The sequence below is a fragment of the Streptomyces sp. NPDC050548 genome, assembly GCF_044457385.1.
Lineage (GTDB): Bacteria > Actinomycetota > Actinomycetes > Streptomycetales > Streptomycetaceae > Streptomyces.
Genome location: NZ_JBITGV010000002.1, coordinates 893,116 through 905,048, shown reverse-complemented (window position 1 = coordinate 905,048; position 11,933 = coordinate 893,116). Strand labels below are relative to the sequence as shown.

At 70.6% G+C, this 11,933-nt stretch carries 12 protein-coding genes and 1 pseudogene; 9 read left to right on the top strand and 4 right to left on the bottom strand.

What is annotated here, in order from left to right; translation table 11 throughout:
* Positions 1-86: 86 nt before the first annotated feature.
* Together ACIBJH_RS09985 and ACIBJH_RS09980 are read left to right on the top strand one after the other, a co-directional pair.
* Positions 87-863: a chitosanase gene (locus tag ACIBJH_RS09985; RefSeq protein ID WP_399116393.1), complete on the top strand. Its 777-nt coding sequence runs from the start codon at positions 87-89 to the stop codon at positions 861-863.
* Between the two features lie 80 nt (positions 864-943).
* Positions 944-1,075: pseudogene (locus tag ACIBJH_RS09980) on the top strand (NAD-dependent epimerase/dehydratase family protein); the annotation flags it as partial.
* A 470-nt stretch (positions 1,076-1,545) separates the two neighbouring features.
* Here ACIBJH_RS09980 and ACIBJH_RS09975 read toward each other — a convergent pair.
* From ACIBJH_RS09975 to ACIBJH_RS09965, 3 genes are all read right to left on the bottom strand, one after another.
* A complete protein-coding gene (locus tag ACIBJH_RS09975; protein WP_399116343.1) occupies positions 1,546-3,126 on the bottom strand; it encodes a flavin-containing monooxygenase in 1,581 nt (526 codons plus the stop codon).
* A 2-nt stretch (positions 3,127-3,128) separates the two neighbouring features.
* Positions 3,129-3,593 carry a cupin domain-containing protein gene (locus ACIBJH_RS09970; protein WP_359612545.1) on the bottom strand — a complete coding sequence of 155 codons (465 nt, stop codon included), beginning with the start codon at positions 3,591-3,593 and terminating at the stop codon, positions 3,129-3,131.
* Positions 3,594-3,710: 117 nt separating this feature from the next.
* Positions 3,711-4,496, bottom strand: a complete 786-nt coding sequence (locus ACIBJH_RS09965) for an IclR family transcriptional regulator (protein ID WP_399116342.1) — start codon at positions 4,494-4,496, stop codon at positions 3,711-3,713.
* Positions 4,497-4,560: 64 nt separating this feature from the next.
* On the opposite strand from ACIBJH_RS09965, the gene ACIBJH_RS09960 reads away from it, so the two are divergent.
* From ACIBJH_RS09960 to ACIBJH_RS09930, 7 genes are all read left to right on the top strand, one after another.
* Positions 4,561-5,328 (top strand): SDR family oxidoreductase, encoded by a 768-nt coding sequence (locus tag ACIBJH_RS09960; RefSeq protein ID WP_399116341.1) that lies wholly within the window; start codon positions 4,561-4,563, stop codon positions 5,326-5,328.
* Entirely contained in the window at positions 5,328-5,831 is a 504-nt protein-coding gene (locus ACIBJH_RS09955) for a cupin domain-containing protein (RefSeq protein WP_399116340.1), read from the top strand. The genes ACIBJH_RS09960 and ACIBJH_RS09955 overlap by 1 nt, the downstream gene beginning before the upstream one ends.
* Entirely contained in the window at positions 5,828-6,706 is an 879-nt protein-coding gene (locus tag ACIBJH_RS09950; protein WP_399116339.1) for an alpha/beta fold hydrolase, read from the top strand. The genes ACIBJH_RS09955 and ACIBJH_RS09950 overlap by 4 nt, the downstream gene beginning before the upstream one ends.
* Positions 6,703-7,638, top strand: coding sequence for a 2,3-dihydroxyphenylpropionate 1,2-dioxygenase (locus tag ACIBJH_RS09945; RefSeq protein WP_399116338.1), 936 nt, complete (start codon positions 6,703-6,705; stop codon positions 7,636-7,638). The genes ACIBJH_RS09950 and ACIBJH_RS09945 overlap by 4 nt, the downstream gene beginning before the upstream one ends.
* A gap of 137 nt (positions 7,639-7,775) precedes the next feature.
* A complete protein-coding gene (locus ACIBJH_RS09940) occupies positions 7,776-8,234 on the top strand; it encodes a cupin domain-containing protein (protein WP_399116337.1) in 459 nt (152 codons plus the stop codon).
* Between the two features lie 41 nt (positions 8,235-8,275).
* Positions 8,276-9,082, top strand: a complete 807-nt coding sequence (locus ACIBJH_RS09935) for an alpha/beta fold hydrolase (RefSeq protein WP_399116336.1) — start codon at positions 8,276-8,278, stop codon at positions 9,080-9,082.
* Between the two features lie 102 nt (positions 9,083-9,184).
* Positions 9,185-10,672 (top strand): MFS transporter, encoded by a 1,488-nt coding sequence (locus ACIBJH_RS09930; RefSeq protein WP_399116335.1) that lies wholly within the window; start codon positions 9,185-9,187, stop codon positions 10,670-10,672.
* Positions 10,673-10,729: 57 nt separating this feature from the next.
* Here the strand turns inward: ACIBJH_RS09930 and ACIBJH_RS09925 are convergent, their stop codons facing one another.
* Positions 10,730-11,674, bottom strand: coding sequence for an alpha/beta hydrolase family protein (locus ACIBJH_RS09925; RefSeq protein ID WP_399116334.1), 945 nt, complete (start codon positions 11,672-11,674; stop codon positions 10,730-10,732).
* Positions 11,675-11,933: the final 259 nt, after the last annotated feature.

Genomic DNA, 11,933 nt, shown 5'->3' with positions numbered 1-11,933 from the left:
GAGTCCCAGTGGTCCAACCGTTCCGTGCCTCAGCGACCCCCGAGCCGGCCAGCCCCTCGCGCCGGACGCTCCTCGCGCTCCTCGGCATGTCGCTCACGGCAGCACCTCTGCTGCGCACTCCGCAGGCCTCGGCAGCCTCTCCGGCGGTCCGGGCGATCGGCCTCGACGACCCGGCGAAGAAGGAGATCGCCATGCAGCTGGTGTCGAGCGCGGAGAACTCCTCCCTCGACTGGAAGGCCCAGTACAAGTACATCGAGGACATAGGAGACGGCCGCGGCTACACCGCCGGAATCATCGGCTTCTGCTCCGGCACCGGCGACATGCTCGACCTCGTCCAGCTCTACGCGACCCGCAAGCCCGGCAACGTCCTCGCCAAGTACCTGCCCGCGCTCCGCTCGGTCAACGGCACCGACTCGCACTCCGGCCTCGACCCGAACTTCCCGAAGGACTGGCGCACGGCGGCACAGGACACGGTGTTCCAGCAGGCACAGAACGACGAGCGAGACCGCGTGTACTTCAACCCCGCCGTCAGCCAGGGCAAGACCGACGGGCTCCGCGTGCTGGGCCAGTTCACGTACTACGACGCCATCGTCATGCACGGCGACGGCGACGACCCCACCAGTTTCCGCAACATCCGCGCCCGCGCCCTGCGTTCGGCCACGCCGCCGGCCCAGGGCGGCAACGAGACGACGTACCTCAACGCCTTCCTCGACGCACGCGTGTGGGCCATGCAGCAGGAGGAGGCGCACAGCGACACCACCCGCGTCGACACCGAACAGCGTGTCTTCCTCCGCAACGGCAACTTCGACCTCAACACGCCGCTGTCCTGGAAGGTCTACGGCGACAGCTACCACATCAACTGACCCGTCCCGTCGGCACGTTGAACGGCCGAGGCCGTTCGTGACGGGCTGACGAGACGACGCGGCGCCGGGACCCCGAGGTGATGGGTCCCGGCGCCGTGGCCACCCCTGTCCTCGTTGCGGGCGCGACGGGTTGCAGCGGATCCGCGGTCGTCCGTGAACTTCTCGGAGCGGGGCACCAGGTCGTCGGCCTCGCCCGTTCGGACTCGGCCGCCCGCGCGAAGACCGAGCCGGCCCCAGGTCGAACTGTCCGTCCTCGCGATGGGCGAGCACGGGGTGCGCTCGTCCTCCGTACGGCTGGCACCGACCGTGCACGGCCGAGGAGACGCACATGGACGCGTCCCGGCTCTCAACGCGACGCGGCGACCCTGTACCGACCGGCCCAGGAATCCGCTCGGGCCATCGGCCGCCGGTCGCAGGTTCCGGCCGTCAGCCTGACGTCCGACGAGGCGAGCCGGCACTTCGCCGGTTTCCTGGCCCCGTTCGTCCCGCTCGACAACCCGGCGTCGAGCGCGCTCACCCGGCAATGCACCGGATGGAGGCCCACGCACCCCGCGCTCGTGCCGGACATCGAAGAGGGCCATTACTTCGCGGTGGTCAACTGCACGTCACGGTGGTCGACGCGTGCGCGAGCCGGTCCGCGCCGGCAGCTGCGCGCAGGCGCGGCCCGGTCTCTCGGTTCGTCTCAGCCTTGCGGCGAGGATCTCGTCAGGCTCTCGTCCGGCACACTCCCCCGTCCCGAGCCGGTCACCACGCGAAGGTGTGATCGGCCCTGGTCTCCGGAGTCGGTCTTCGCCAGGCGCCTGAGCAGCCTCGGGGTCAGCCCTCGGTACGCGGCCGGGTCGACCGGGCCGAGCCAGTGGGCGGCGCGGACGAGCGGGTTGATGTCGAGGTCGAGGTCGCTCAGTACTTCGTCGGCGTTGTGCATGGAGAACGGGATGATCTTGGTGCCACGGCAGTGGTGGGTGTCGGTGGCGATGTCCATGAAGGCCAGTTGCTCGACGACCGCGTGCCTCATGGTGTCGGCGTCGGGTGTCTCCAGCGCCCCCGCGAGGTCGGTCGCGATCCACAGCGCGGCGAGTTCGGCGTTGAGCGGGCTGAAGAAGGAGGAGTTGTAGCCGTTGAAGTACAGGCCCGGGATCCCGAGGGGCAGGATCTGGCGGTAGAGCATGAAGTTGCCGCGCTCGTCGAGCAGTTGGGCACGCACCCGCTCGGGCAGGAACGGGACGCCCTGGGTGAAGCCGGTGGCGCAGACCACCAGGTCGGCGGGGAGCAGGGTGCCGTCGGAGAGGCGGGCGGAGGGGGTGCCGTCCACGACGAGGAGCTGCTCGATGATGCGGTCCCGGTGGACGGTGATGTCGCCCGCGGCGACGGCCTCGAAGAATCCCTCGGTCGCGAGCCCGATGGCGCCGCGCACGATGTCCTCCATCGTCCCCTCGGGCACCAAGTCGAGCCGCTTGAGGCCGAGTTGGCGTATCGACACGGAACCGATGGAGTTGATCATCCGGCGGCGCAGGCCGTTGCCGGGGCCGTGCAGGAAGCGTTCGAAGCCGCGTGGGCGGATGTAGCGGAACAGCCCCTCGCCGAGCCGGGTGAGCAGCAGCATCTTGAAGTTCAGCCGACCGCCGATCTTCCGCGGGACCTTCCACAACAGTTGCCGCGCGATCACATCGGTCCGGGCGGCCACGGCGCTGATCGGCACGGCCACGTCGCAGGCCGACTTGCCGTAGCCGACGACGAGGACGCTGCGGCCCCGGGCCTGCTCGGCGTCGTGGAACTCGGTGCCCGCGCACACCTGGCCGCCGGCCTCGGTGAACTCCGCCAGGCCGTCGAACTTCGGTACGGCGGGTTCGCAGAACACCCCATTGGCGACGACGAGTCGGTCGTAGGTCTCCGTGGTGTGCGTGCCCGCGGTGTCGCGGTACTCGACGTTCCATGTGCCGTCGTCGGCAGGCGCGGCCGAGATCACCTCGGTGCTCAGGCGCAGCGCGGGTTCGAGTCCGAAGTGGGCGGTGTAGTCGGCGAGGTAGGACTGGACCTGGGCGCCGTCGGGCCACTCCGGGAAGTCCTTGGGCATGGGGAAGTCGGAGAAGGAGTACTGCGCCTTCGGGCTCTGTGTCGTCACTCCCGGGTAGCGGCGCGTGCGGCTCCACACGCCGCCGACGTCCGGTGTCTTGTCGAACACGTGCGCCTGGTGCCCGGCCTGGGTGAGCACTTTCGCGGTGACGAGGCCCGCGACACCGGCGCCGATGATGGCGATTCTCATGGTCACGCGACCTCGGGCGGCAGTTGGAGCTCGATGCCGAAGTCGGCCATGATCTTCTTCATCAGTCCGATGTCCTTCGGTCCCGGCGGCATCTCCGCGAGTGCCTGGTAGTAGCCCTCCAGACCGGCGGGCGAGACGACGGAGATGACGCGCGACTCCTCCGGGTAGGGGTTGCGGAAGGCGTGGACCACGTCGCGCGGCAGGTAGAGGTAGTCGCCGTGTTCGAGGACGAAGTCCCTGCCGCCGAGGTGGACGTCGAGCCGTCCGGCCAGGCAGATGAAGGACTCGTCCTCGCGGGTGTGCAGGTGCGGCGGCGGTCCGTCGGTCTCCGGCGGGACCGTGTACTCGAACAGCGAGTACGCGTCGCGTGTCGCCGCTCCGTCCGCCTTGAGGGTGATGCCGAGCCCGATCGCCGCGATCTTGTGTCCGTCGCGGGAGGGCAGCATGTAGCCACCGCCTAGAGTCACCGTCGTCTCCTTCCGGTCGCCACCGCGGCCGTCCGACCGCGGCGCTGATCCGCTGCGCCCAGCGTGGGTTCGACGCGGTCGGTGCGCAATGACCGAGTCCCATGGGCTGGGACGATTTCAGCGGCGGGTGCTGTAGGCCCGGGAGGCCGCCGCGGCGGCGAGCCGCACGGCCGGTCCGGCCCGGTCGGTGCGGACCAGGGCGGTGGGACCGGTGACGGACAGGGCGGCGGCGACCCCACCGTCCGGGCCGAAGATCGGGGCGGCGACGCAGCTCACGCCGATGTTGCCCTCCTCGCGTTCGACCGCCCAGCCCCTGGCCGGCACGGCGGTCAGTTCGCGGATCACGGCCACCTTGGTGGTCAGGGTGCGCGGGGTGCGCGGCGGCATGTCGGCGTCGAGGACCCCTTCGATGGTGGCCGGGTCGCTGTAGGCGAGGATCGCCCGGCCCAGCGCCGAGCAGTACGCCGGAATGATCCCGCCGACCTGGGAGAGCATCGGCATGGGGCGATGGCCGGTGATCTTCTCGACGACCAGGATCTGCGCGCCTTCCAGGACGCCGAGCTGCACGGTGATCCTGGTCGCGCTGTGCAGGTCCTGGAGGTAGGGCAGCACGGCCTCCCGCAGTTCGAGCCGGATCGGCGCCAGGCTCGCGATCTCGAACAGCCGGTTGCCGATGCGGTAGTGGCCCTGGGGTTTGTCCAGCCAGCCGAGCCGGATCATCCGCTCGGCGGTGCGGTGCGTGGTGGAGCGGGGCAGCCCGCAGCGGGCGACGAGCGCGGAGAGGGTCAGCTCGCGGTGTGCCGCGTCGAAGGCGCCGAGGATCGCCGCCGCGCGCTCCAGGCCCTTGGTCTCCGTCGCGCCGTCCCGCGCAGTGGGACTCGTCCCTTGTTCTCCGGGGCTCATGCCGGTCACGCTAAGGCCGTCCCGCTCCGCGGACAAGGAGCGGATTCAGGAGGATGCCCACATCATGCGGACAGCATTGGTCGGCGGCGGTTCCAGCGGTATCGGCCAGGCGATCGCCGAGCGCCTGGCGGGTGCGGGCGACCGGGTGGTGATCACCGGTCGGCACGCCGACGCCCTAGAAACCGCGGCCGTCCACCTCGGCGGCACCCTGGGCGAAGTACACACCCTGGTGAGCGACATCGCCGATCCGGCCTCGGCCGCGGCGGCGATGGAAGAGGTCGAGCACCGCTACGGCGGCCTCGACGTCCTCGTGCTCAACGCCGGGGGTCCACCGCCCGGTGGGATCCTCGACCTCGACGACACGCGCTGGCGGGCGGCGTCCGAACTGTTGCTGCTCGGCCCGCTGCGGCTGGCCCGGCTGGCGATGCCGGGCATGGCGAAGCGCGGCTTCGGGCGGGTCGTGTTCGTGACGTCCACCGCGGTGCGTCAGCCCCAGCCCGACCTGGCCGCGTCCGTGGTGCTGCGCTCCGCGGTCACGGCCGCGGCCAAGCTGCTCTCCCTGGAGTTCGCGCCCCAGGGCGTCACCGTCAACTGTGTTGCTCCCGGCGCCACTTCGACCGAGCGTCGCACGCAGATCCTGACCAACCGGGCACACGCGACACACCGCGGATTCGACGAACTCGACGCGCAGGACCTCGCGCTGATTCCGGCCGGGCGCGCCGCGCGGCCGGCGGAGATCGCGGGCGCCGTGGCGTTCCTGGCCTCCGACGACGCGGCGTACATCAACGGGACCGTGCTCGCGGTCGACGGCGGAAGGACGGAGACGATCTGATGGCGGCATCGGGATCCCGCTTCACCATGGCCGATTTCCTCGGCTCCCTCCACGACACCGTGCGGCCCGGTTCGGCACGGCCGGTCGTCGTGCACGCCGACGAACTCGCGCCGCTGCCGGCCGACCAGGTGCACAACCCGACCGTGCTGGCGATCGCCGGTCTGCTGCCGACGGCCACCTTCGAACTCTTCCGGCAGACCATCCCGCCGGGCCTCAGCTCGGACATGCAGCGCCACCACCACGAGACGGTCCACTTCGTCATCAGCGGGAACGGCCACAGCGAGATCGAGGACGACACCGAGCCCTGGGCCGCCGGCGACTTCATCTACACCCCGCCCTGGACCTGGCACCGCCATTACAACGACTCGGAGACCGAGCCGGTCGAGTTCCTGACCATCGAGAACTCCCGCCTGCTGAATCTGCTGGGCGTCGGACGCCGGCAGAGCGCGGGCCTGGCCACGGTCGCCGAGGCCCGCGCACGATTCAAGGAGGAGCAGGCATGAGCCCATTGCCCGCCCACATCGGCATCTGGGGCGAACTGTCCGACGTGGAGCACGAGTTGCGCTTCGTCGACGTCGCCGGCGTCCGCACCCGGGTACTGCGTGCGGGGTCCGGCCCCGAGCTGATCCTGCTGCACGGCACCGGCGGACACCTGGAGGCCTACGCCCGGGACATCGCCGGGCTCGCCGCCGACTTCCGCGTCACCGCCTACGACATGGTCGGCCACGGCTGGTCCGACCTCCCCGACCGGCCGTACACGATCGACGTGCTCTCCGATCACCTCGTCGGCCTGATGGACGCGCTCGGCATCGACTCGGCACACCTGTCCGGCGAATCGCTCGGCGGCTGGGTCACCGCGTGGACCGCGGCGTACCACCCCGACCGCGTCGAACGGCTCGTGCTCAACACCCCCGGGAACATCGCCGACAAGCCCGAGGTGATGGTCCGGATGCGCGAGAGCACCCTGGCCGCCGTGCGGGACCCGAGCGACGAAACCGTGCGCCGCCGCGTCGAGTTCCTCTTCCACGACACCTCGATGGTCACCGACGAGCTGGTGAACCTGCGCCGCGCCGTGTACAGCCGCCCCGGCTTCCTGCGCGCGATCGAGAACACGCTGGTACTGCAAGACCCCTCAGTGCGCAGGGACTTCGCCTGGGACCCCGCGTGGGTCGGCGGGATCACCGCGCCCACTCTCCTCCTCTGGACCGACCACGACCCGACCGGCGGACTCGACGAGGCGGCGCTGCTGCAGAGCTGGCTGCCCGACGCCCGCCTGCACGTGATCGAGGGCGCGGGCCACTGGCCGCAGTGGGAGAAGCCCGACGAATTCCTGCGCGCCCACCGCGACTTCCTCCTCCTCTGCAAGGACCCGGAATGAGCGAGATCATCGGCATGGTGGCCCTGTCCCACTCCCCCTTCGCCACCCTGCTGCCGCCCGCCGGCCCCGAGCAGCCCGGCGGCCGGTTCCTCACCGAGGCGGCCCGGCTCTCCCGCGCGGTGGCGCGGCTCGCGCCCGACGCCGTCGTGGTCATCGGCCCCGACCACTTCCACGGGAACTTCTACGACGCCATGCCGCCGTTCCTCATCGGTGTCGAGCACGTGGTCGGATTCGGCGACTTCGGCAGCCGGTCGGGTCCCCTGCCCGTCGCCGGGCAACTGGCCTGGTCCGTGTACGACGGCCTCACCCGCGCGGGCTTCGACCTGTCGCTGTCGTACTCGCTGACCGTCGATCACGGACTCGTGCAGAGCTACGAGATGGTCTGCGCCGGCGCGGAGACACCGATGGTGCCGCTCGTCGTGAACACCGCCGCTCCCCCACTGCCGACCATGGAGCGCTGCATCGCCTTCGGCCGGGCCCTGGGCGACGCCCTTCGCGACGGTGACGGCACCGGTCGGGTGCTGATCATCGCGAGCGGCGGGCTCTCCCACTGGCTGCCCAGCAACGACCCCCGCGACCCGGCGATGGCCGAGGAGCGCCGGCACGCGGTGATCCACGGACGCGAGGCCCCCCGCGCTTTCTCGGCCGAACGCGAGCACCGGGTGCGGGAGATGGGCGGCAACCGGCACGCCCACGTCAACAGCGGGTGGGACCGCTGGTTCCTCAAGCAGTTGGGGACCGGAGAGTCCCGGCCGATCGCGGCCCTCGGCGACGCGGGTCTTGAGGAGCGGGCGGGCAGTGGCGGCCACGAGATCCGCACCTGGCTGATCGGGCAGGCCGCGGTACAGGCACCGCTGGCGTGGACCGCGTACGAGCCGGTCCCGGAGTGGATCACCGGTATGGGCCTTGGTGCCACCTTCGAGGTTCACTGACGCGTGCCCGGACGGCCGCGATCTTGAAATAAGCACGCCCTCGTAATGAGAGTTGACTTGCATAACGAGAGTCGACCGTCTACTTTCATGAGAGCCAACCCCAATAAACACAGCGGTCTCGCCTCCTGGAGGTTCAGATGACGGACGTCTCAGTGGTCGGCCCGGACGACGGTGAGTCGATCCAGCTCGGCCCGACGCGTATGCGGATCCTTGAGGACGGCACCACGACCGACCACCGCCTCGGCATCGGGGAGATCACGCTCGCCCCGCACACCGACGGTCCGCCGCAGCACCGGCACGCCCGGCACGACGAGGGCTTCTACGTCGTCTCCGGCGCAGCCCGCTTCACCGTCGGCGAGACCGTGTACGACGCGCCCGCCGGAACACTGGTCATGATCCCGCCCGGCGCCCCGCACACCTTCGCCAATCCGACCGACGGCACCACGGTCCTGCTCAACACGTTCACCCCGGACCTGTACGTCAACTACTTCCGGGACCTGCGCGACATGATCGCCGGCGGCGGGCAGCTCACCGACGAGGCGACGGTCGAGGCGATGAGCCGGTATTCCACCGAACCGTCCACCGACTTCGCCTGAACACCCGCGCCCCACCTGCACCCGCGATCAAGGAGAAGGCCATGGGCATCACCACCCAGTACACCGTCAGCCGCGACGAAGTCGGCCCGGTCGACGTGTCGGTGGCCTCATACGGCGCTGGACAGCCGTTCCTGCTGCTGCACGGCGGAGCCGGCCCGCAGTCTGTGACAGGGTTCGCCGAGAAGTTCTCCGCCGCTCACGACGTGCGCGTGCTGGTCCCGACCCACCCGGGCTTCGGCGGCACCGTACGACCCGAGACATTGACCTCCGTCCCGGGCCTGGCCTCGCTCTACGGCGCGCTGCTGGACCAACTCGGCCTGACCGACGTGACCGTCATCGGCAACTCGATCGGCGGCTGGATCACCGCCGAGATCGCGCTGCTCAAGTCGCCCCGTGTCAGTGCCATCGTCCTTGTCGACGCGGTCGGGATCGAGGTGCCCGGCCACCCGGTGGCCGACTTCTTCGCCCTGACCATGGACCAGGTCTTCGAGCTCAGCTTCCACGATCCCGAGCCCTTCCGTGTCGACCCCACGACCCTGCCCCCGGCGGCCCGGGCGATCGCCGCGGGCAACCGGACCGCGATCGCCGTCTACGCGGGCTCCGCCATGGCCGACCCCACTCTCGTCGGGCGTCTCGGGTCCCTGGAGATCCCCACCCTCGTGCTGTGGGGCGAGAGCGACGGGATAGCCGATGCCGACTACGGGCGCGCCTACGCCGCCGCGATCCCCATGGCCCGGTTCCAACTGCTCCCCGGGACGGGCCACTCCCCGCAGCTGGAGACCCCCGACCAGGTCGACCACGCGATCTGGGACGGCGCCGACACGGACTCCTCCGCTTTCGCCCGCTGAGCCGGGGCCACCTGCCGACCCCAGCGCGCAGGCACAGTTTCACGAACGTCACGGCCCTCGCGGCCCGTCCGGACCACACCACCGCCGATCGAGAGGATGGACATGACGACGCACGGGTCACCGACCGGCGGCGACCGTCGGCGGGCGGGTGTGATTCTGGCCGTGTGCTGCCTGAGCCTGCTGATCACCGCCCTGGACACCACCGCCGTGAACGTCGCTCTGCCTGCGGTCGGCCACGATCTGCACGCCTCGGTGAGCGGCCTGCAGTGGACCGTGGACGGCTACACGCTGGTCGTCGCCGCCTTCATGATGCTCGCCGGATCGACCGCCGACCGGATCGGACGGCGCCGGGTGTTCCAGGCGGGACTGACCCTGTTCACGGTCGGCTCGCTGGCCTGCTCCCTGGCCCCGACCCTGGGCTGGCTGATCGCTTTCCGTATCACCCAGGGGCTGGGCGCCTGCATGCTCAACCCGGTCGCTCTGTCGATCATCACCCACGCCTTCCCCGACCCCCGCGAGCGCGCCCGCGCGATCGGGCTGTGGGGCACCACGGTCGGCCTCTCCCTGGCCGCCGGCCCGGTGGTCGGCGGCCTGCTGGTCGCCTCGGCCGGCTGGCGCTCGATCTTCTGGATCAACATCCCGATCGGGCTGGCCGCGCTGGTGCTCACCGCGGTCTTCGTTCCCGAGTCCAGGGCCGCGACAGCACGACGACCGGACCCGGTCGGCCAGTTGCTGGTCGTCACGATCCTGATCTCGTTGATCTTCGCGATCATCGAGGGCTCCCGCCAGGGCTACGGCAGCGTCCACATCATCGCCCTGTTCGCCCTGTCGGCAGCCGCGGTCGTGGCGCTGCCCGGCTACGAACGACGCCGCGAGCAGCCGTTGGTCGACCCGGTGTTCTTCCGCTCGGTCCCGTTCACCGGCTCCTTCGTCGCCGCCGTCACCGCGTTCCTCGTCCTGTCCGGCTTCCTGTTCCTCAACACCCTGTACCTGCAGGACGTGCGCGGCTACAGCGCGCTGCACGCCGGCCTGCTGACCATGCCGCTGGCCGCCGGCACCGCGATCGCCTCACCACTGTCCGGGCGCCTCACCGCCCTGCGCGGTCCACGCCCGCCTCTGGTCGCCGCGGGCCTGCTGATCGCCGCCGCGACGCTGACGCTGACCACACTCACACCTGCCACCCCATGGGCGGTCCTGCTCGTCGCCTACGTGCTGCTGGGCATCGGATTCGGCCTGGTCAACGCTCCGATCACCAGCACCGCCGTAGCCGGTATGCCACGCGCCCAGGCCGGAGTGTCCGCCGCGATCACCACCACCGGCCGTCAGGTCGGCAACAATCTCGGCGTCGCCGTCCTGGGCGCGATCGTCACCGCGCGCACCCGGTCCCCGGGCCGAGCCGGATTCGCGGCCGCCAGCCATCCCGCCTGGTGGATCCTGACGGCATGCGGCCTGCTGATCGCGCTGACCGGCCTGGTGACCACCACACCCCGCGCCACCGCCACCGCCGCTCGGGTCGCCGCACGTTTCCCGACCGATCCGGCGACCGCGCTGAGCAGCGCACCCGGCGTCCGAGGAGGCACACCGGCGTGATGCCGGGTCATGGCTGTTCGACAGAGCCGCCGGTAGGTGCGTCACCGTCCGGATCGCTCACTTGCTCCGCAGCTTCCCCAGGGGGTCGGGATCTTCTTCCAGCGCGATGGCCGCGGCCTTCCAGCCGGTGTCCCCGGGGTAAAGGGCGCTGCGCAGAAAGGCCGTGGTGAGCCGCTGGAGGAGAGCGACGCGCTCGGGACTCTCGTCCGTCGTCTCGGCGACCTCGTACCCGGGGATGCCACCGAGCGAGTGCTCGGCCCCGAACAGCGTGAGCAGGCTCTTGGTACCCGGGCTGTAGGTGTAGGGGTCGGTGAACCAGTCCGGCCCGCGATCGGACAGCGCGGACCGGTCGTGGTCACCGGCGACGACGAGGGCCGGTGTGGTCATGTTGTCGAAGGACGGCTTCATGAAGGGGAGGTTCTCGGCGGCGAACGGGGTCAGTCGGTCGCCGAGGCCGGTCAGTGCGAGCAGCACACCCGCCTTGACGCGGGGATCGGACATGTCCTCGCCGGGAACGCCGTCCGAGTCGAGGACACGCGCGCCCAGCAGTGTGCTCGCCGTCTGGGCTCCCCAGGAATGGCCGGCCACAGCGATACGGCCGCGGTCGAGGCGCCCGCCGAGGCCCGGCACGGAGTCCTCGATCAGGTCGAGATCGTCGAGCACCCGCTTGAGGTCGTCGACACGGAAGCGCCAGATCCGCGGGAAACGAGGGTCCTCGTGAGGGATGGCCAGTGTCCTGGAGTCCAGGTGGGTGGGCTGTACGACCACGAAGCCGTGAGCTGCCCAGTAGTCCGCGAGCGGGGCGTAGCCGTCCATCGACCAGCCGAAGCCGTGCGAGAAGACGAGGACGGGCAGATCACCGCCGCTCGCGGGGGCGGACACGCGGACCTGGAGATCCTCACCCCGGCCCGGGGCGCCGGACAGGACGACCGGCTTCGCGGATACCACCGTGGCGGGCGCAGGCGTGGCCCTGCTCGCGTCGGCGGTGTTCGAGTCGTACATGGGAAGCGCCTTTCGTTCGGTCTCATCGCATGACGGGCGCGGCGGTCGGCGGCAGCGCGGTGTCGGGTCGAGAAGGGCGGGCCGGATGCCGTTCGGAGGGGCCGGCGGTTCAGTGTCCTGCCGTCGCGACCAGACGGAACACTGTTCCGGAACGACGATACGGAACACTGTTCCGTTTGGCAAGGTCGGGCGGAGTCGGGCGGAGGGAGAACGGTGCGACCTGGAAACGGCCCCGCCGGTGTGCGCTGCCGCGGTCACG